Genomic DNA, 19,513 nt, shown 5'->3' with positions numbered 1-19,513 from the left:
GTTACAAGCGCTAGCTCAGGCGCTTGACCATCACCAGCACCTGAGCGCCGCGCTTCTCCGTTTGCACGACCGGCTCGTAGCCGAGCCTCGCGTAGAGACCGCCATCGAGCTGCTCGGTGGCCAAGTACAACTGGGGGATGCCTCGCTCGACGGCAATGCGCTCAACGTGTAGCGCGAGCTTGGAGGCGAGCCGCTTTCCGCGTCGCGCCGGGATCACGTAGACGTTGCCCAGCCAAAACTCAAAGTCGGGAAAGCTCTGGCGCATCTCGTGAGGCTTCAGCACCGCGGAGCCTACCGGCGTGCCCGCTTCCAGAGCCACCACTTGAACCGGCAACGCGTCGCAGCTGAGCTCACCTCGCAGTTCTTCGGCGACGCCGTGGCTGTCCGGGTACGGCCAACCTTTCCACGCTGAAAACCACCAGGCTGCGACTTCGTCGACGGCGTCTGGATGGTCGCTCAAGTAGGCGAAGTCAGTCAGCGCGGCTCAGCCCTTCTTGCTGACTTCGTTCAGGTCGACGCCGTGTCGGCGCATCATGCGGTAGAGCGTGCTGCGAGCGACCCCGAGGCGCTTGGCGGCCAGGCTCACGTTGCCGGCGACCTCTTGGAGTGCGCGGCGCACCGCCCAACCTTGGGCCTCCTGAAGCTGATTCTCAGGCCCATTGCTTGGCGGCGCGGGTTCCTGATCCGCGACGAGATCCGGGGGCAGATGACTGAGCTCCACGCTTCCAGCGCCTTGCGCTAGGACGAGCGCCACATCCAGGGTGCTCTTGAGCTCCCTGACGTTGCCTGGCCAGGGGTGACGTTCGACGAACGCTTCTACTTCCGCTGAGAGCCCGGGTGTGGGCACGACTTCGTGCTTGGCGGCGAGTTGCGCCAGCAGGTGCCTGGCTAGGCTCACGCTGTCACTGCGGGAGCGCAGCGGTGGCAACGTGACCGTAGCGCCCTTGAGGCGATAGAATAGATCCTTGCGGAAAGTCCCCTCCTCGACCAGCGCTGGCAGGTCACGGCACGTCGCGCACAACACGCGCACATCCGCGTGCTCCTGCTTGGTCTCCCCCACACGATGGTAGGTCCCCGACTCGAGGAAGCGCAGCAGCGCGGCTTGCATGGCGAGGGGCATCTCTCCGACCTCGTCGAGGAACAACGTCCCACCGCGCGCGGCGTGCAGCAGACCGTGCCGTCCGCCCTTCTCTGCCCCAGTGAACGCCCCCGGCGCGTAACCGAAGAGTTCGCTCTCCAGCAGCGAAGGACTGAAGGAGCCGCAGTTGACTGCGACGAACGGTCCGGCAGCACGATTGCTGGCGCCGTGGATCGCGCTGGCCAGCAGCTCTTTTCCTGAGCCCGTTTCCGCGAGGAGCATGATCGGGATGTCGCTAGGCGCGATGCGTCGTGCCCAGTCGAGCGCCGTGCGCGTCGGTTTGTCCTCCGCGAAGATCTCCGAGAAGGCGTCCTTGCGAGGCACGCTCGCAGGCGCCCTTGGCGGAGGCGGAATCGTGGACAGCCGCGAGGTCGGATCCATGAAGACCAGCAGCGCGATCACCCGGCCGCCGCTCTCGATGGGTTCAGCGTGCACCCGATGTGCGCGCCCACTGACTGGTGAGTAAACCTCGAGGGTTGTCGCGGATAGAGCGAGCTGCGTCAGCTGCTGAAAATCAAGCCCCAACAGTGCGCCCACGTCACGAGTTGCTTCGCTTCCAGCGAAGAGTTGTCGCGCCGGGCTGTTCAAGCGAGACACTCGCCCAGGCGGCTCGACCAGCGCGACGGGGCAGTTCATGCGCTCGAGGCTGCGCCCAAGCGCGCGGGTGACCGCAGCGCCCGCCAGGGAGTACGCACGGAGCCGCAGGAGCTCGGTCAATGCGGATGCAGCCGCCAGTACCGCTGAGGCGATGGCGTTGTCCGCGCGGGCAACCAGCGACGTGGCGTCGAGGACGGCGACCGGTGTGCCGTCCGCGTCGTGCACCGGAGCCGCGTAGCACACCAGCCCGTGGTAGGGCCGAGCGAAGTGCGCGGTGCCATGCACGATGACCGGTCTCCCCGCGGCAATGGCGGTGCCGATGGCATTGGTGCCGCGTATCGACTCGTTCCAGCTCGCGCCCTCCATCAACAGTACGCGACGCGCTTCGGATGCAAACGAGCCACCGCCGCTCGCGTTGACGATCACGCCGTCCATGTCGGAGACAAGCAGCATGTAGTCCTGGCTGCCAACGCTGGCGGCGGTGCGTTGCAGCACTTCGAAGCCGTCGTGGAGCACCGGTTCCACGCGTTCCGCGCGCTCCCGGAGCTCATTTCCGCGTGTCAACGCGTCTTCGGGTCGAGGCCCGTCGATGGGCGCGCCCAGCGTGCGCGAGCGCTCCCAGTGACTGATCACCGGGAGGTGAGCGCCGAACGCAATTCCGCGTGGGTGCTTGGACTGAAAGTCGAGCCAAGTCCCTTCGGTCGCGTGATCGAGCAACAGCGGGTCGAGCACTGTTCAAGAAGCGTATGCCTCAGTCGGCAGCCAAACAAGCTAGCCCAGGTTTCTGATTCGTTTCGCAACACCTGTCTTGTCGCGGGTCGCTCCACTTCGTCGAGCGCTACCACCCATTGCCGGAGTTTTCCGCAGTGTTTCGCCTTGGCCCGCGCCGTGCACTGGCGCCCCGGACAGACCCACAGAGGGAGGAAGAATCATGCGCTACGAACGACCCAACACTGCCGGCTCCAAAGTGAACTACCAGTCTCGATATGCGAATTTCATCGGGGGTGAGTGGGTAAAGCCCAAGAAAGAGCAGTACTTCGAGAACATCTCACCGGTCACCGGCAAGCCATTCTGCGAGATCCCGCGTTCTACTGCTGAAGACATCGAGCTCGCTCTCGACGCAGCGCATTCAGCGAAGGTGAAGTGGGGTAAGACCCCGGTCGCCGAGCGCGCGCAGGTGCTGAATCGCATCGCCGATGTGATGCAGGAGAACCTGGAGATGCTCGCCGTCTCCGAGACCTGGGACAACGGCAAGCCAATCCGCGAGACCCTCGCAGCAGATCTGCCTCTAGCCATCGACCACTTCCGCTACTTCGCCGGATGCCTACGCAGCGAGGAGGGGAGCATGGCGGAGCTCGATGAGCACACCGTCTCCTACCACGTGAAGGAGCCGCTCGGAGTCGTCGGGCAGATCATCCCCTGGAACTTCCCGCTGCTCATGGCGGCTTGGAAGCTCGCGCCAGCGCTAGCAGCGGGCAACGCCGTGGTGCTGAAGCCGGCGGAGCAAACGCCCTCAACCATCCTGCTTTTCGCCGAGCTCATCAGCAAGGTGTTGCCGCCGGGTGTGTTGAACATCGTCAACGGCTTCGGTGTGGAGGCTGGCAAGCCGCTGGCCCAGAACCGCCGTGTATCCAAGGTGGCTTTCACCGGGGAAACGACCACCGGCCGCCTGATCATGCAGTACGCGTCAGAGAACCTGATCCCCGTGACCCTCGAGCTTGGCGGCAAGAGCCCGAACATCTTCTTCGCCGACGTTTGGGATCAGGACGACGCATTCCGGCAGAAGGCGCTGGAGGGCTTCGCCATGTTTGCGCTGAACCAGGGTGAGGTCTGCACCTGTCCCTCACGCGCGCTGGTCGAAAAGAAGATCTACGGCGCGTTCATGGACAGCGCCGTCGCGCGCGCTGCGCGGGCTCAGCCGGGGAACCCCCTGGACACGGACACCAAGCTCGGCGCCCAGGCGAGCAACGACCAACTCGAGAAGATCCTCTCCTACATCGACATCGGCAAGAAGGAGGGCGCAAAGGTGCTCACCGGTGGCGAGCGCGTTCGGCTAGAGGGGATGGAAGACGGCTACTACGTCGCGCCGACGGTGTTCGAAGGCAACAACTCCATGCGGATTTTCCAAGAGGAGATCTTCGGCCCCGTCGTCAGCGTGGCGCAGTTCGATGGCTTCGACGAGGCGATCAAGATCGCGAACGACACCCTCTACGGGCTTGGCGCGGGGGTGTGGACTCGCAACACTCACACCGCCTATCGCGCAGCTCGCGCCATCGAGGCTGGGCGCGTCTGGACCAACTGCTACCACCTGTACCCCGCTCATGCGGCGTTCGGCGGCTACAAGCAGTCAGGCATCGGGCGTGAAACCCACAAGATGATGCTCGAGCACTACCAGCAGACGAAGAACATCCTGGTCAGCTATGACCCGAATCCGATGGGCTTCTTCTAAGGGGATCCTTCGCATGTCAGGTTCAACTGACACCGACCCTGCGCCTCCTCGAGAGGCGCAGGTCGACGCCACCCCCGCCGCGCTCGAGCTGATCGCCAAGCTCATCGCGATGCACGGTCCGCTGATGTTTCACCAGTCGGGTGGCTGCTGCGATGGGAGCGCGCCCATGTGCTATCCGCGCGGAGAGCTGCGCCTCGGGGTGCGGGACGTGCTGCTCGGTGAGATTGGGGACACGCCGTTCTACATGGGTGGCGATCAGTACGAACGTTGGAAGCACACGCGCCTCACCCTCGATGTGGTGCCGGGGCGCGGCTCGGGTTTCTCCATCGAGGCACCCGAAGGCGTGCGCTTCATCATTCGCTCCGACGTTTGTAGGGTATGACGGTCCGCGGGGTGAGGTAGGTGCGCCTCACCCCCAACCGATCCAACCGCGAAGAATTGCCTGATCGCCGCCGAGTTGTCGGCGTCAGCTTGTCCCATGCTTGGCAACTTGCCACAGTGGCCTGAAACGCATCCGCGGGGAATGCGGTGCTGGGTGGTTGGCCCGCTGTCTGCATTGCCTTTGGGCATGACGATTTTCGAAAGACTACGGGCCGACCACGACGTTCAACGCACGCTGATGAAGCTGGTGGTGAAGACTCACGGGGATTCTCGTGGGCGCCGCGAGCTCTTCGAGCGCCTGAAGAAGGCGATGGAGACCCACGCCGAGGCGGAAGAGCGCGCCTTCTACGCGACGCTGCTCTCGACCGATATGGGGCGTGAGCACGCAGCGCACTCCGTCAAGGAGCACGAGGAGATCCGTGACAAGCTCGAGGAGCTAGCCAACCACGACATGAGCAGCTCCGGCTGGGTCGCCAAGGCGAAGGTGCTGTGTGAGCTGAATGAGCACCACATGGCCGAGGAAGAGCACGAGATCTTCCAGGTCGCCGGTAAGGCGCTCAGCGAGCAGGACAAGCAGCGCGCCCTGCGGGAGTTCGAGGCCTACTACGACCAGGCGCAAGCTGCAGAGTAGGCTCTCACTTGCAGTTTGCTGGCGCCCGTGTCAGCGCATGAGTCATGACGCCGCTTGCTCTCGCGCTGTGGGAACTCCCTCAAAACCTGCTTGGGGTGGGCCTGCTCGGGTTGCACCGCGCGCTTCGGGGGGCAAAGAGCGAGACTCATGCGCGCCAGCGGCTGTTCATCGAATCGGAGTGGGTTGCCGTTTCCCTGGGGTACTTCGTGTTTTGGACGGAGCCAAAGCCGTCACGACACTTCTTCTTGGACGAAGCAACTCGCGACCACGAGTTTGGTCACACGCTCCAGTCTCGCATGCTAGGGCCGCTCTACCTGGCGCTGATTGGGGTGCCGTCCGTCTCTCGCGTGGCCTACGCGATCGCCTACCGTGAGGTCACCGGCAAGCGCTGGCGGCACTACTTCGACGGCTGGCCAGAGAAGCAAGCCGACCGGTACGGTAGCGTCGACCGCGCGCGCATCCGGCGGGGCTGGCCTAAGGACTGACGTGCTTCTCGAGCCAGTTGCGCAGGTCTCCTGTGACGTGGGTCTTCTCTGGCTCGTGTAGGAGGTCGTGATACAGCCCGCGGTACAGCAATAGCTGCTTGTCCGAGGAGCTGGCCCGCTTCACGAACTCCGCACTTCCTCGCGGATCCGTCGCTTTGTCTGCGGTGCCGTGTAAGGCCAAGAGCGGGATCTGGATCGTTTGGGGGTGAGTCCATACGTATTCCAGCGCGTCCAACAGCGCAACGCCGGTTCGCGCGGGGCCCGCTGGCTGATACACCAGGTCACTGGCATCCATCTGGGCGACGCGTGCCGGATCGCGACTGAACCACGCGTTCGGTACATCCACCAAGGGTGCGTTGGGGAGCAGCGTCCCGAAGAACGGAGTCGCCGCAGCCTCGACTGGCATCCGATCCACTCGCAGCGCTGGAGCCAGCAGTACCAGTCCGTCCAAGTCGCTCTGATGCTGCTCTGCGTACAAGGCGCTGAGCGCGCCGCCGACGCTGTGCCCCATCAGGAACAGCGGCATCGGCTGCGGCACTTCACGGCGCGCAAGCGTCACCGTTTGCTGCAGGTCGCGCACGAGCTGGTCGAAGTCATCGAGGGTCGCGCGTTGTCCCGCGGAGCGACCATGGCCGCGCATATCGGCTGCGTAGACGGCGAAACCGCGGGCCGCCATGGCCCTAGCGAACGCTGTATAGTCACCACTATGAGACTTGAGCCCGTGTTGGATCACCAAGGCGGCCCTTGGCGCGGCGCTCGGCTTCCAGCTCTGGCGATAGAGCTTCAAGCCGTCGTTCGCGGCGAAGAGCGTTTCCGTGTGGCTTTTTTCAGGTGCCTGCGCCGTCGTGTCCGGGAGCCTCGCAGCTCGTATGGGAGGCGCACAACCTCCGAGCGCCAAAGCACACATACCAACCACGCAGCTCAGCCGAACCGCCATGTTTCTCTTACTCGTGCGGATCATCACACGCCTCCCGCGAAGTCGAAGCCGAGCGACACGCCTAGCTGGCGAACTCCCGCACGGTCTGTGTAGTTCACACCAAGCATCAACCCGCCCGCTGCGGAGAGCTCTTGCCAGTAGTGATGCTGGCGACCAAAACGCAACCAGAGGCCTGCCTCGAAGTCGTCGAACGGGTAGTCTTCGTCTGCCCGCTGGCGGTTGCTCTTGAGCTGCCAGCTCGGCTGAAAATAGATGAGCGGTCGTATCGGACCCAGGCTCACCCCAGCGCGCAGCTCCGGTGTCAGCTTGAATCCGACGGGAAGCGTATCGCCGAGTCTGTCAAACCCGCCCCCTCCGCAGAGGCTGATGAAGTGTTGGCTCTGCGAGCGCGCGCCAAGTCCCAATATGAAGAGCGTCGCACCATAGCTCGCGCCAGGGTCACCGCCCCCTGCGTAGCCGTCCAGTCCGAGGCAGTAGTTCACGCTGCGTCCGAGATACACCCGGTTGCTGGTCGCGCCTTCGAAAACCGAGACATCGACGGGGGAGCTCTCGGTGGAGCGCTGATAGCGGGCGAACATGGCCGTTTCCGCGAGGTGCGGGGTCGGCTCGGGGTTTAGCTCGCTCGCATCCGCGTACTCAGCCCGAGGCTCTGCCAGAGCGAGGTGGGAGGACAAGCACAGCGTGAGCGCAGGCAACGTGAAGGGAGGCAGGGTGCGCCACAGTCGAGTGGGTGACATGGGTGCTTCTTGCCAGTGCGTGGATGTGGTGTCTGTCAACTGGTGGACACCGGGGCGATCATTCGGGTGTTTCAGTGCCAGCGGAAGTCAGCCGCTCCAAGCGCTCCAAGTGCAGCACGCAAATCACCTTTCCCACGCGCTGCACGTACAGTTCGCGGCTCAGTTCGCCGAGCACGCGATTGACCATTTGGCGCGTGGCGCCGACCAGTTCGGCGAGATCTTGCTGGTTGATCCGCACATCCACGGCGAACCCATGTTGGCAGGGCCCGTGGTTTTCCTTGGCGAGCTCGAGCAAGGTCTCCGCGACGCGGGCCCGAACGTCTTTGAAGACCAACGACTCGAGGCGCCGCACCAGGCGCTGCTGACGATCTTCGACTTCCTGCAGCACCGAGAGGGCGAGTTCCGGGTGCTCGCGGAGCAGGGTGGAAAAAGCGTCGCGCGCCAGTCCGGCAAGCTCACTGGCCTCCAGGCTCTCGACCTCGAGCGCCGTTGGTGCGCCTCCAGTGGAAAGCCGCCCAAAGATGTCCCCCGGCGCGAGAATCGCCTCCACCAACCGCCCGCCGAGGGCGCTGGTTCGACAGAGCTTGATCCCCCCGGAAACGATCACCCAGACTCGAGTGTCTTGCTCTTCGAGCAGCAGGCTGCTCCGACGACTCAACCGCCTGCGCTCTGCGCTGGCTACGAGTTCTTCGAGCCCAGACTTCGCCGAGCCGTCAAACAGCTGGGCCCCGCCGAGCGCCCACACACCTCGCTGAGGCTGACGCGTGGGGCGCCCCGTGCGTTCCTCCCGTCGGTTGAGCAGACTGACCAGCTGTCGCCCAAGGGCGCGCACCGGCGGGAGCTGCTTGATAGCGGTGAAGGGCGCTTCGTCGGACACGACCTCGCGACCATATCACTCTTCGGTCGAGGCCAAGCAGCGCCGCTGGTCGCGGCTAGCGGTCTCGGCGATCGAGGAGGTTCCGCACGCGCTCAGCCAGGACTCCGGGTGCGAACGGCTTGCGGAGGAAGGGGAACTGCTCCGCGTCGGCGTACTCCGGTACCGCTTCCGCGTAGCCGCTGACCAGCAAGACCTGCAGCTCGGGGAAGCGCTTCTTTAGTTCACTAGCCAAGACGTGCCCGGACATCCCCGGCAGCCGGACGTCGCTCACGAGTAGCGCGACCGCGTCTAGATCGGGCAGCTCCAGCGCTCGCTCGGAGCTCTCCGCGGACTGCACATGATAGCCCAGCGCCTTGAGAGCGCGCACTGTAGTGCGCCTGACCAGTGGATCGTCCTCGACCACCAGGACGTTCTCGAGTCCACCGATGCGCTGCCTTACAGACGCTGGGGCCGCGACTGGGACTGAGGCGCTGGCGATGGGGAGCCAGATGTCGAAGCGCGTGCCCACCCCTGGATACGTATCCACGAGGATACTGCCTTCGAGTTGAGTGATGATGCCGTGCACCGTCGCAAGGCCCAAGCCGGTACCCCGACCTTCGCGCTTCGTGGTGTAAAAGGGCTCAAAAATATGGGGCAACACCTCACCCGTGATTCCCACGCCCGTGTCAGCGAGCTGAACCAGCACAGACTCAGAATCCGGCGATGCCACGACCTTGGGAGGCACGCCCCGGCGAGTCGTGATGCGCAGCCGCCCCCCATCGGGCATGGCGTCTCGGGCGTTGACCGCGAGATTCAGCAGCATGAGCTGAAACTGCCCTGGATCTCCCATCAGCGTCGCGCCGTCGGAGCTCAGGTCCGTGTCCAACTGCACGCGTTCTCCAACCGCGCGCTGAAGCAGCGTGCGTACGGAAGTGATCAGCGCATCGATATCAATCGTTTGCGAAACGCCGACCTGCTTGCGCCCGAACGCGAGCAGCGCCCGCGTCAGCTCCGTCGCGCGCTTGAGGGCCGACTCCAGGTCAGCTTTCGCTTCCGTCGCGTCGGCGTCGCGCTCGGCGCCCCAGTGATCGGCGGCGCCCCACATCACGGTCAGGAGGTTGTTGAAGTCGTGAGCCACCGCGCCGGCCAGGCGTGCGAGGGCTTCCATCTTCTGGGAGTGCACGAGCTGAGATTCGAGGCTCTTCAGTTCGGTGACCTCTTGGACCCCGCCGATCACGCCCGTCGGTTTTCCCGTGGCGTCCATCAGGGGCAGCGCGCGGTCCTTCAGCCAGCGCACCTGCCCATCGCGATCGATGACGCGATACTCGGTCATGAAGGGCTTACCCGCGTTGAGCGCCTTTGCCAGCTCGGTCGCGTCGGGGATGTCGTCGGGATGGATGACGTTCAACCAACCACCGCGCGCGGCGACGTCTTGGGGGCTGTAGCTCGTGGCTTGCTCCAAGGAGCCCGCCAGAATCGTGGGCACGAGGGACACCAGATCGGCTTGGTAGACGTAGTCCGAGGCGAGCTCCGAGTAGAGCCGGAGGCGCTCCTCGCTTTGCTGCAAAGCTTGCTCGAACGTTTTCTGCGCGGTGACGTCGCGCACCGCCCCGAGCATGCAGTCGACTTCGCCGCGCTTGTTCAGCACCACCGCGCCGCGCCCTTCGACCCAGTGATCTCGGTCATCGCCGTGGAGAACTCGGTACTGAATCGCGGGTTCACTCGATGCTCCGCGTAGCGAGGCGGCAATCACAGCGGACAGTCGCTCCCGATCATCGGGGTGAATCAGCTGAACGAAGTCCTGTAGCGTTGCAGAATTGTTTCCGCGAAGAATCGGTAGGATGTGGCTCGCGGTGTCTGACCAGCGCACCACGTCGGACTTTGGGTCCCAGACCCAAATCGCTACCCCTGAGGCACGCAGTGCATGCTCTATCTCAGCGGTGGTGAAGCCCTTCAGCTCGTCCCCCGACATTTCCCATCGAGAAAGTACCGGAGCTGGCTCGCGGAAACTAGCGATCGTGTCGGCGCGAGGCACGCGATCCGTTTCGCGGGGCTAGTGAGCGTTCGCCCGAACGGTCTTGCCCACCTTTCGTAGCCGCGCCACGAGCTTCGTCTTGCCGGCGTGGGCCTGCCAGAATCCGCTCGCGCCGCCGTTGCTGGTCATGCGGATGTAAAGCTGATCCGCCTCCGTCAGCACCTGGCGCGCAGTGGGTGCACTCGAGTGCTTTTCGAGCCACTTGGTGTACGCTTCGAGGGCCCGCCAGCGTTCGTCTCCGCGCTCCATCGCCCGCTCCACTGCGCGACGCTCATTTGGAGCTTTCAGGTCTTCGTAGTGCACGCTGAGGCCACGCAAGAAGCCGGAGTCGACCTCTGCAAAGAGCTGCGTGTAGTGTTCTGCCAAGTAGCGCGCGTACGCCAGGGTGTCTTTCTTTTGGAGGCGCGCCGCTTCCGTGTAGCGGTCCTTCCGGGCGCGGTCGCGTACCAGCTTTTGCGCTGCGCTCCAGCTCTTGGCGCGTGCTGCGAGTTCGGTGTCGAGCATCGTTCGGAGCTCGCCCTTGGCTTGCTTTCGCTGCTTCCTCAGCTGCGCGTCCGACAGCGCTACCCGCACCAGGTAGAGTTGAGAGTGGGTCGACAGCTTGGGCAGGGCGAGCGCTCGCTCCGGCTGCCTGGCATTGAGGTACAGCCCTCCGAGCAACGCGGCCTGCTGGGCGTCCGCGGGAGTGCGCTCGAGTTGTTTACGTGCGGAAGTAGTCTGCCCATGCTTCGCCAGCGCGATCGCCCGTGCCTTCCCCCAGAATGCCGTCGGGGCCCGGCTCTGCCGCGGAAACTTCGCCGGCAGCGCCTGAGCCTTCGGTTGACTGGCTGCCCAGTGAAGCAGGCGCTCTTGCAGGTTGATCGACCATTTCGCCTTCTGTGCCGTCTCGCTGAGCTTCCACAGGCCATCCCAGCGCCCCGCGCTGAGCGTGTCTTCATTGCTGAGTGAGGTGAGTAGCAGCGGATCTGTCACTCGGCTCAACACCGCTGCGCTGGGCGGGTTGCCGTTACGCAGCAGGTAGTACATCTCGCTCGCTGCGCGCTGGGGGTGACGCTTGTAGACGTCCAGCAAGATGTCCCACGCCGCGTCCAAGTCTCCCGCGAAGAACTCGATACGGACGCCCCACAAGCGCACGTCGTCCGCCAGAGCGTGCCCCGGGTATTTGCGGAGCCAGTCGCTGCGCTGGTTCCTCAGGGAAGTGAAGGTTTGCTTGGGGGTGAGGCGCGCTATCTCACTCTTCCAACCATTGGGGATGTCCTTGGTCAGGGCTTTCTTCAGCGCCACACGTTCGTCGCTGGCTTTGGAGCTCGGTCGCTTCGCCCAGTAGGCTGCGCGTTTGTCCTTGCCCAGCGGCTCGAGGCTACGCTTTGCCTCGAGTAGAGCGCTTGCTGACTCGGCCACAGAGTTGAACGGGACGGCGCTCAGCGACGGCAGGTCGAGCCACGCGGTGGTCAGACGCTTGGCTTCCGCCTCGGCGGCGTCGAGATCGCCCTTTGCCATCGCGGCGTCGAGAGCGCTCAGCGAGAGCTTGGCCTGAGTCGGCTCCTCTTTGCGATAGCGCTCGAACTCCGCATAGGCCTTGGGATCGCTCTTCACCAATGGGTAGGCGAAGGTCAGCTCCTCTGCCCGAGCGAAGTCCCAGTCCACCTCGCTGTACGTGAGCTCGCTGAGCTGCGAGTCCAGGGGGCGAAGCACGCTCAGGTTGCCGTAGTCGGCTCCTCCACACGCCTCTGCATCAGGTGGCGGTGCGATGAACCACAGTACGAGGGCGGCGAAGCCACACCACAACGCTCGCTCCAAGAGCCAGCCAGAACTCGCCAAGCAACGCCTGGCGTCGATGCGCGCACTCACGATGAACTTCCTGTCGTTGCCAGGACGCGAAGTGCTCCCAGTGTGTCCTGATTGGCTGCGAACACCCACGTGCCGCGGTAGAGTGGATCCTCACGGAACGACACGGAGCGCTGGAGCCAGCAGCCGTGGTCGCTCGCCGCCTTGGCAGGCTCCGTCCCGGAGTTCGTCCGCGCGCGTTCGAACGCACCGACTCCAATGCGAAAGGGCAAACCGTGCTTGGTAAGCTGATTCTCCAGCTTGCGTTGGTTCATGCTCGAGCATTTCAGTCCCGTATCGAACAACTGCAGAATGGTTCCGTCGACCACGCCTCGCAGGTGTTCGCCGTAGCGCGCGTCGGCGACGTGACTCGGTACACTAGTGATCCACAAGGAAACGAGCCCGAGGGGCCCTTTGCGCAGTTCCCGCAAGGCATCCGCCCAGAGCCCGAGCTTGCTGACAGGGACGTCATAGTCGAGCTGGAGCTCCGCAAGCTCCACGCCGCTCTTGCTCACTTCGAGCAGCAGAGGATTCAGTAGCGCCTCGAGCTCGCCCGCGAACGTCTTGACTGAGTGCTGAGTGAGCGCCGGGTGGACGCTGTCTTCCAGACGCACGACCGCGGCGACGCGACGGGTGCCGGTGGTGACTGGGTCGATGCCTCGGCGCATCCTGAGCTGACCGCTCTCCCGACGCACGCTTCCGACTAGCAGTGCCGGTACCAGCGCTTGGTCCGCCTGGTGCGCGACCGAAAAGCGCTCCGCGTCGCGAGTCGTCCACACCCACTGACCGAGCTGCTTGACCGGCGCGGCGTTGGACAGAGATGGGGGAGGGTCTGGTCGCTGGGAGGCGCGTACGGCGAGCGCCGCCGGCAAGACTCCTAGTGCGAGTAGGAGTCCCGCCCAGCGCAGGCTTCGAGAGGAGGGACGCATGGCTTCGTTCTCGTGGTTACTGCAGGAAAACGCCAGAAACCGACGAGCTTCTTCCCTGCGCCGCTCCTTCTGTGCCGTTCGTCAGCGCTCAGGCAGCGGAATGAACTCCGCTTCGTCTCCCGGCACCCTCTCGAAACGGCTGCTTTTGCCCTCGCTCGTCAGACGTTGCCACTCGGCCTTGGCCTCGTCGATGCGCTCACGCTGGCTCGAGACGAAGTTCCACCACATGTGGCGGTCGCCATCCAGCGGCGCGCCACCGAGCAGCATCACTCGGGCGTCGCGCGTGGCCTTGACCGCCGCACCCTCACCCCCAGAAAAGACGGCCATCTGTCCTACGCCGACGGATACGCTAGCTCCGTCTGAGCCGACGCTTTCGAGCTCGCCCACGGCGACGTAGGCGGCGCGTTCAGCGTATCCGTCGGGAAGAGAAACGGTGCTGCCCGCTGAGAGCTCCGCGTCGACGTAGAACATCGGGGAGTGCACCTTGACCGGGGAGCGTAACCCGTAGGCTTCGCCAGCGATCACTCGCAGGCTAACCCCGTCTTGCTCCAGTGCCGGCATTCCTTCCGCGGGGTAATGCTCGAAGCGCGGCTCGATCTCCTCGTCCGCCTGGGGCAACCCCAGCCAAACCTGAACGCCGTGGAGGTTCTCAATCACCTCATCCGGCATGCGCTCGGAGTGCACGATGCCCCTGCCAGCCGTCATCCAGTTGACCGCGCCAGGTCGAATCACCTTCTCCGAGCCGAGGCTGTCGCGATGCAAAATAGCGCCTTCGAACAGATAGGTCACCGTGGCCAGGTTGATGTGGGGGTGAGGGCGCACCTGCATCCCGCCGACGAGGCGCCCGCCCTGCTCTCCGAAGTGATCGAAGAAGATGAACGGTCCCACACGGCGCTGCCGGATTGCGGGCAACACGCGGCGCACCTCAAGGCCGCCGAGATCCTTCCCGCGGCCGTCGATCAACGTTTCCAGATGAGACACGTGGCTGCAGTCGATACACGCTGCAGGTTCAGGATCGGTGTGGACGCTCATTCAAAGCGTGTGACTCTGCGCGCAGCCGGTGTAAAGGCTCAACCAACGGAGCAACCAGTGAGCCTGATCGACGACGACTTGCCGCCTCACGACATCGAGAACGTGCTGCAGAGCCTGGCCTCGGCGCCTTCCACCCACCCTCCGCGCGTGCTGATTCTCTATGGGTCTCTGCGAGAGAAGAGCTTCAGCCGCTACCTCGCGGAGGAGTGTGAACGCGTGCTGACGCGCTTTGGCGCAGAGGTTCGCATCTTCAAGCCGAATGGCTTGCCCGTCTTCGATCGTCAGTCCAACGACCATCCGGAGGTCGTGCGCCTGCGCGAGCTCTCGAACTGGTCCGAAGCCCACGTGTGGGTGAGTCCGGAACAACACGGCTCCATGACCGCCGCGTTCAAGAACCAGATCGATTGGTTGCCCTTGAACGACGGCGCGGTGCGCCCCACTCAAGGTCGCACCCTGGCGGTGCTCGAGGTGAGCGGCGGCTCCCAGTCTTACAACGCGGTGAACCAGCTACGCATCCTCGGTCGCTGGATGCGCATGTTCACGATCCCGAATCAGTCCTCGGTGCCCCAAGCCTGGAAAGAGTTCGACGACGACGGACGCATGAAGCCTTCAAGCTACCGCGACCGCGTGGTCGACGTGATGGAGGAGCTGTTCCGCATGACGCTGCTCTTGCGTGATCGCGTGGATGTCTTGACCACGCGCTACAGCGAGCAAAAGCAGCTGCGGGAGGCCGGGCAGCTGAAAAAGGGGCTAGGAGTCTGAGTCGGGAATTTTGGAATCGACGAAGACCGCGCGGCAACGGCAGTACGCGTTTGACGATGCGTACTGCCAATCTCTAACTTCGCCGCATGCTGAAGCTCCTGCGTTCCCTCATTCTCTTCGCTCTGTTCCTGCCCCTCACCGCCTGCGCTTCGGGGAGCTTTGGTGACAAGTGCGACGTCAACTCGGACTGTGAGGAAGACCTCGTGTGTCCCACCACCGGTCCCATGCTTGGCAAGTGCACGATGACCTGCGACCGCGATTCCGAGTGTGTGAACTTCGGTGACGAGGTGCAGTGCGACGACTCAGTCTGCACGGACTAGCTGACTTGCTCGTGGTTGACCTCTACGCTTTGGACGCGGAGGCTTGCTAGATGTGTCGTCGGCTTGGACGGTTGGTGTGGTTGGCGCTCGCGACCACGGCGTGTGCGCCGTCGCCGTCTGCGTCGCGCACGCCCAGCCTACCGAAGCCGATCAGGACTTCTGCGAAAGACCCTCAACGACCTCCGCACGCAAGGGAATCGACACGAGCTCAAAAACGTCGTGTTCGCCAGATGTACGAACTCGCGGACGCGGCGGAAGCGGCGGCGACCCGGCTTGAAAACGCAAGCGAACTCACCGAAACCGGCGAACTGAGCGTCAAGCCGGGAACGGGGAGGTTCTCTGGAATCGTTCGTCAGCTTCCCGGACAGGGCCCCGAGATCTCTTTGTGCAGTATGGATTTCTCGGGGCCCCAGACGTCCCTCGATTGGGCACCGGGGGTTGAGCTTCACAGCGGGGACTACGTCGAAGGGACCGCTCGACTCACCGTTGGACCGCAGGTCCCATTGCAACGACGGCTGGAGGTTCTCGTGATTTCCATGAGGAATCCTTACGGGGAGTGCCCGAGGACTTCGGCCCTGACCCACTCGCTGAACGCTCAACGAGCAGCAGAGCTCCGCAACGAAGCTCGAAACTTACGTGACGTTGCGCGCCAAGCTGAGCGAAATGAACGGCTCGCGGAGCCATGACCCTTACTTTGTGGTTAGATGTGAAAAAATGTCCGCGTAAAAATGATTCGTCTAGGACTGGCGATGGCGCTGCTTGGGTTGGTCGGATGATTTTCCGCGCGGTACTAATGCCCAGAGAGTCGCCGCGCGACGTGTAGGAGCGCGAAAGCTGCACTCGCCGTCATCAGCAAGGCGATGAGGAAGACTGGCAAGCGCTGGGCTGCTGGCAGCTCCGGCAGGGACTTCCCACCGATCAGCAACGCCACTCCGGCGAAGACACCGAACGCGCCCAGCACGATTAGGATTGGCCCGTACATGCCAAGGGTCAGCGCGAGCACCGTATTCACGACCCAACAGAAAAGCCCCGCGGCAAGCGCTCGGATCCCTTGTTTGCGCGGCGTCACCGGAGCCTTGTAGCAGGAGAGGCCCCCATCGGCAGCTTCACGTTCCGGGGTGAGCGACAATCGCCCACCCCCGACCGTGAGCTACTTGATGCAGAGGCGATGCAGCGTGCCGATGATGCGATCGAAGCGCTTGCGCAGCGCCGGGTCCAGCGGCGCGACTTGACCAAGTGCTGCGGCGACCTCGAGGCAAGCTAGCGTTTCCCGCGCGGACCCCATGGCGGTGTGGAAGCGAGCAGCTTGGTTGCGCCCACGGCTGTAGGAGCCTTCGGCAACGTTGAGCGCGATGGATGACTGCGCGCGCTGCAGCTGCTTTGCCAGGCTTGGATCCGCGAGGAAAATCCGCTTGGAGAGCGGACGGATCAGGGTGAGGGTTTCGAGAATGAACGGATAGATTTCGAGCATCGGTGACCTCCTTTCGATCACCCGATCCCTCCGCCGGCGAGTCGCAGGGGCTGTCCAGGCTGCGAGCGCAGCGAGCACCGGGCGCAGCCCGGCCCCGGCCTGGACAGCGCCGAGCACGCCGGCAAGCTCGAAGTGAGCGAGCTAGGGTTAGAGCCAGCGTTGGAGTTAGTGCACGAGATAGGGCTAGCGTGGGCGCGGGTTGAGGACAGGACATCGCTTACACTTTGGTGTGTGCGCTGATCGAGCAGCCTGCCGGCCAGGCGCAGTCGAAGCCGGCTAGAAAGTCTGCCGGCCAGGCGCAGCCGAAGCCGGCTAGCCATGTGAAGTCAGCGGGGCCAGCGAAGCGAAGCCCCGCGAGTCTTGTGAAGTCAGCGGGGCCAGCGAAGCGAAGCCCCGCGAGCCATGTGAGAGTCTGCCGGCCAGGCGCAGCCGAAGCCCGGCCAACTGTTAGCGATGTCCTGGCACAACTCGAAGAACTCGAACCCCGACACCAACGCCCGCACGAACCCCAACACCCACGCCAACCCAAACGCTAGCGCTAACTCAAACCCTAACCCTTGCCCTCAAACCGAAATCCCGACAAAGAACCCGAACCAAAGATGGCAAGCAAAGGCCGCCCCTACCGCACCTTCGAGTTCCAAGGCTTCTCCATCCTCGTCGGCCGTGGTGACGCAGAGAACGATGAGCTTTCGTTCCGCGTCGCGAAGCAGCGAGACACCTGGCTCCACGTTGGCGGTGGAACGCCCGGAAGCCACGTCGTGATTCAGCGACCCGAGTCAGGGGAAGATCCTCCGCGAGACGTACTGGAGTACGCCGCAAAGCTAGCCGCATGGTTCTCCAAGGCGCGCAACGCAAAGCGCGTCGAAGTACACTACTGTCCCGCGAGCCACGTAAAAAAGCCGCGCGGTGCCCCGCGCGGCTTGGTTCAGCTGAGTAGCTTCAAGAGTATCCGTGTGGCACCGGAGCTGCCCGAAGCCGAGCCACCCGAGCTCGAATAAACACTGCAGCTCGATTGAACACTGCAGCTCGATTGAACACTGCAGCTCGAATAAGCACTGCAGCTCGAATAAGCACTGCAGCTCGATTAGACTCAGTGGCTGAGCTGGGAGCCTTGCACCACGAGTCCGAAGAACTCCTTGCGCAGGTTGTCTTCGCCCTGGGTCGCGCTGACGATCTGTAGGATGTCATCGAAGCGCTGGCCCTGGCTGTGCTTCGAGCCACGTAGGATCTCGGCGAACTCCACCACACCGGCCGCGAAGCGGAAGTCGCTGCTGGCTTCGTCGAAGCTGCTCGCCGCAGCGCTCAGATCGAAGTCAAAGGTCAGCTCCGTGCTTACGTCGCCCTCGGGCTCCTTGTAGCGCAAGCGCACCGTAGCCATGCGGCCTTGGCTCAGGCTCAGGTCGCGCTCGAGCTCGTAGAATGACGTGACGAAGTGGCCAGCGCCCAGGTCGCCAGAGTCGACCGAGTCATTGGTGAAGTCAGAGTTATTGAGCACACGGTTCTCGTAGCCGATCAAGCGGTAGCGCTGGACCGTGTCCTGGTTGAACTCGACCTGGATCTTCACATCCTTGGCAATCACCTGCAGCGTGCTGACCAGGTCCTCGCCCAGTACGCGCGTCGCCTCGTTCTGATTGTCGATGAGCGCGTAGTTGCCGTTGCCATGGTCAGCCAGCTGCTCCATGAAGGCGTCGTTTGCGGACGTACCGAAGCCCAGGACGGAGAGCGTGACACCCTTGTCGCGGTATTCCTCGATCTCCGAGATCAGCGCGTCCCCAGTTAGCCCTACGTTGAAGTCACCATCGGTGCACAGCACGACGCGGTTGACGCCGTTCGCGCGAAACGCGCTCTCCGCCATCGCGTACGCCGTTTGAATCCCCGCGGCACCGTTGGTCCCGCCACGCGCTTGTAGGCGGTTGATCTGATCGAGGATCTCGCTCTTGTCATTCACCTCGGTGGGCTGCATCTCGAAGCGTACGTCCCCGGCGTAGACCACGATACCAAGGCGGTCTGTCGGTTCCAGACGCTTGACCAGCTGGCGCAAGGACCACTGGATGAGCGGGAGCTTGTTGGTCGCTGCCATCGACCCCGACGCATCGATCAGGAAGACAAGGTTCGCCGGCTTGCGTTCCTCGGGAGGCACCTGCTTGCCTTTGATGCCAATGCGGAACAGATCCTGACCCGCCTCGCCGAACTGGGACGGAGCGAGCTCGAAGCTCACGCTGAAAGGATCGGTCGTGGGCTCTGGGTACTGGTAGCGGAAGTAGTTCGTGTACTCCTCGATGCGTACTCCGAGCGGGTCGGGCAGGCTGCCGCCACTGATGCTCTGGCGCATACTGGTGTAGCTGCCGGTATCGACGTCCGCGCCGAACGTGGAGGTGTCTTCAACGGCGGTCTCGATCCAGTCGTTTTCCTGGGGAACAGGTGCAGCCCCGGCGGCGCCACCTTCTGCTGTCCCCCCGGTGCCGTAGCCTCCGGTGCCGTAGCCGCCACCAGTGCCGTAGCCGCCACCAGTGCCCCCGGCCGAGTAGCTGCCGCCAGTGCCGTAGCTGCCGCCAGTGCCGTAGCTGCCGCCGTTTGCGCCGCTCCCCCCAGTGGCGCCGCTTCCGCCGTAGCCGCTGCCGCCGGCTGAGTAGCTGCCACCTTCAGCGTACCCGCCGCCGGAGGAGCCGGCATTGCCCCCCACCGGTGCCGTGCCGCCTTCTGCGCCGGTGCCGGAGCCCGAACCCGCGTCGGAGCCACAAGCGACTACGGCTGATAGCGCGAGCGTGGTGGCCGCCCAAGTGAGGGCTGAAGTAAGTCGATTCATGTGTTTCCTCCGAGAACCAAGTCTCGTTGCGTGCGTGAGAGTCAGTGGTGTTGTGACGGTGCCCGTGGGGCGGTGCTGGCATCTATTCAAGTATCGTGCCGCGGATTTGGGAGCCGAATT

The 19,513-nt window shown here is 63.9% G+C and carries 19 protein-coding genes; 7 read left to right on the top strand and 12 right to left on the bottom strand.

The features are described 5' to 3' along the window. Positions 1-10: 10 nt before the first annotated feature. Both H6718_27295 and H6718_27290 read right to left on the bottom strand, forming a co-directional pair. On the bottom strand, positions 11-460 hold the full coding sequence (locus tag H6718_27295; GenBank protein MCB9589150.1) for a GNAT family N-acetyltransferase: 450 nt from the start codon (positions 458-460) through the stop codon (positions 11-13). A 24-nt stretch (positions 461-484) separates the two neighbouring features. Beyond that, positions 485-2,467, bottom strand: coding sequence for a sigma-54-dependent Fis family transcriptional regulator (locus H6718_27290; GenBank protein ID MCB9589149.1), 1,983 nt, complete (start codon positions 2,465-2,467; stop codon positions 485-487). Positions 2,468-2,666: 199 nt separating this feature from the next. Here H6718_27290 and H6718_27285 point away from each other — a divergent pair, with 199 nt between their 5' ends. The 4 genes from H6718_27285 (at position 2,667) to H6718_27270 (ending at position 5,681) form a co-directional block, all read left to right on the top strand. Beyond that, complete coding sequence (locus H6718_27285; protein ID MCB9589148.1) at positions 2,667-4,184, top strand: aldehyde dehydrogenase; 1,518 nt, start codon at positions 2,667-2,669, stop codon at positions 4,182-4,184. 13 nt (positions 4,185-4,197) lie between these two features. After that, on the top strand, positions 4,198-4,566 hold the full coding sequence (locus H6718_27280) for a DUF779 domain-containing protein (protein MCB9589147.1): 369 nt from the start codon (positions 4,198-4,200) through the stop codon (positions 4,564-4,566). Positions 4,567-4,752: 186 nt separating this feature from the next. Then, a complete protein-coding gene (locus H6718_27275; GenBank protein ID MCB9589146.1) occupies positions 4,753-5,196 on the top strand; it encodes a hemerythrin domain-containing protein in 444 nt (147 codons plus the stop codon). A gap of 44 nt (positions 5,197-5,240) precedes the next feature. After that, positions 5,241-5,681: a hypothetical protein gene (locus H6718_27270; protein MCB9589145.1), complete on the top strand. Its 441-nt coding sequence runs from the start codon at positions 5,241-5,243 to the stop codon at positions 5,679-5,681. Here the strand turns inward: H6718_27270 and H6718_27265 are convergent. The 7 genes from H6718_27265 to H6718_27235 all read right to left on the bottom strand — a co-directional run bounded on the left by H6718_27265 (position 5,671) and on the right by H6718_27235 (position 14,034). Beyond that, entirely contained in the window at positions 5,671-6,618 is a 948-nt protein-coding gene (locus H6718_27265) for a lysophospholipase (GenBank protein MCB9589144.1), read from the bottom strand. The genes H6718_27270 and H6718_27265 overlap by 11 nt on opposite strands. 23 nt (positions 6,619-6,641) lie before the next feature. After that, on the bottom strand, positions 6,642-7,355 hold the full coding sequence (locus tag H6718_27260; GenBank protein ID MCB9589143.1) for a hypothetical protein: 714 nt from the start codon (positions 7,353-7,355) through the stop codon (positions 6,642-6,644). Positions 7,356-7,413: 58 nt separating this feature from the next. Continuing rightward, entirely contained in the window at positions 7,414-8,232 is an 819-nt protein-coding gene (locus tag H6718_27255; protein ID MCB9589142.1) for a Crp/Fnr family transcriptional regulator, read from the bottom strand. Positions 8,233-8,287: 55 nt separating this feature from the next. Further along, positions 8,288-10,183, bottom strand: coding sequence for a PAS domain-containing protein (locus H6718_27250; protein ID MCB9589141.1), 1,896 nt, complete (start codon positions 10,181-10,183; stop codon positions 8,288-8,290). A gap of 81 nt (positions 10,184-10,264) precedes the next feature. After that, positions 10,265-12,097, bottom strand: coding sequence for a hypothetical protein (locus tag H6718_27245; protein MCB9589140.1), 1,833 nt, complete (start codon positions 12,095-12,097; stop codon positions 10,265-10,267). Next, positions 12,094-13,002 carry a hypothetical protein gene (locus H6718_27240; GenBank protein ID MCB9589139.1) on the bottom strand — a complete coding sequence of 303 codons (909 nt, stop codon included), beginning with the start codon at positions 13,000-13,002 and terminating at the stop codon, positions 12,094-12,096. Before H6718_27240 ends, H6718_27245 begins: the two co-directional genes overlap by 4 nt. A gap of 81 nt (positions 13,003-13,083) precedes the next feature. Continuing rightward, the gene (locus tag H6718_27235; protein MCB9589138.1) at positions 13,084-14,034 is read right to left on the bottom strand and encodes a pirin family protein; all 951 of its coding nucleotides are present in this window, start codon (positions 14,032-14,034) and stop codon (positions 13,084-13,086) included. On the opposite strand from H6718_27235, the gene arsH reads away from it, so the two are divergent. Both arsH and H6718_27225 read left to right on the top strand, forming a co-directional pair. Then, positions 13,975-14,796 carry an arsenical resistance protein ArsH gene (gene arsH / locus H6718_27230; GenBank protein MCB9589137.1) on the top strand — a complete coding sequence of 274 codons (822 nt, stop codon included), beginning with the start codon at positions 13,975-13,977 and terminating at the stop codon, positions 14,794-14,796. The two genes, H6718_27235 and arsH, sit on opposite strands and share 60 nt — an antisense overlap. Before the next feature lie 86 nt (positions 14,797-14,882). Next, positions 14,883-15,116: a hypothetical protein gene (locus tag H6718_27225; protein MCB9589136.1), complete on the top strand. Its 234-nt coding sequence runs from the start codon at positions 14,883-14,885 to the stop codon at positions 15,114-15,116. A 790-nt stretch (positions 15,117-15,906) separates the two neighbouring features. Here H6718_27225 and H6718_27220 read toward each other — a convergent pair. After that, complete coding sequence (locus H6718_27220) at positions 15,907-16,185, bottom strand: hypothetical protein (protein MCB9589135.1); 279 nt, start codon at positions 16,183-16,185, stop codon at positions 15,907-15,909. Between the two features lie 81 nt (positions 16,186-16,266). Further along, complete coding sequence (locus tag H6718_27215) at positions 16,267-16,587, bottom strand: four helix bundle protein (protein ID MCB9589134.1); 321 nt, start codon at positions 16,585-16,587, stop codon at positions 16,267-16,269. 599 nt (positions 16,588-17,186) lie between these two features. Here H6718_27215 and H6718_27210 point away from each other — a divergent pair. Continuing rightward, entirely contained in the window at positions 17,187-17,585 is a 399-nt protein-coding gene (locus H6718_27210) for a DUF814 domain-containing protein (protein MCB9589133.1), read from the top strand. Between the two features lie 92 nt (positions 17,586-17,677). On the opposite strand, the gene H6718_27205 is transcribed toward H6718_27210, so the two are convergent. After that, positions 17,678-19,393 carry a von Willebrand factor type A domain-containing protein gene (locus H6718_27205; GenBank protein ID MCB9589132.1) on the bottom strand — a complete coding sequence of 572 codons (1,716 nt, stop codon included), beginning with the start codon at positions 19,391-19,393 and terminating at the stop codon, positions 17,678-17,680. Between the last annotated feature and the right edge of the window lie 120 nt (positions 19,394-19,513).

The organism is Polyangiaceae bacterium, from assembly GCA_020633205.1.
GTDB lineage: Bacteria > Myxococcota_A > Polyangia > Polyangiales > Polyangiaceae > JAHBVY01.
The sequence above is the reverse complement of the archived record's forward strand: the minus strand, read 5'-3'. Positions and strand labels throughout refer to the sequence as shown.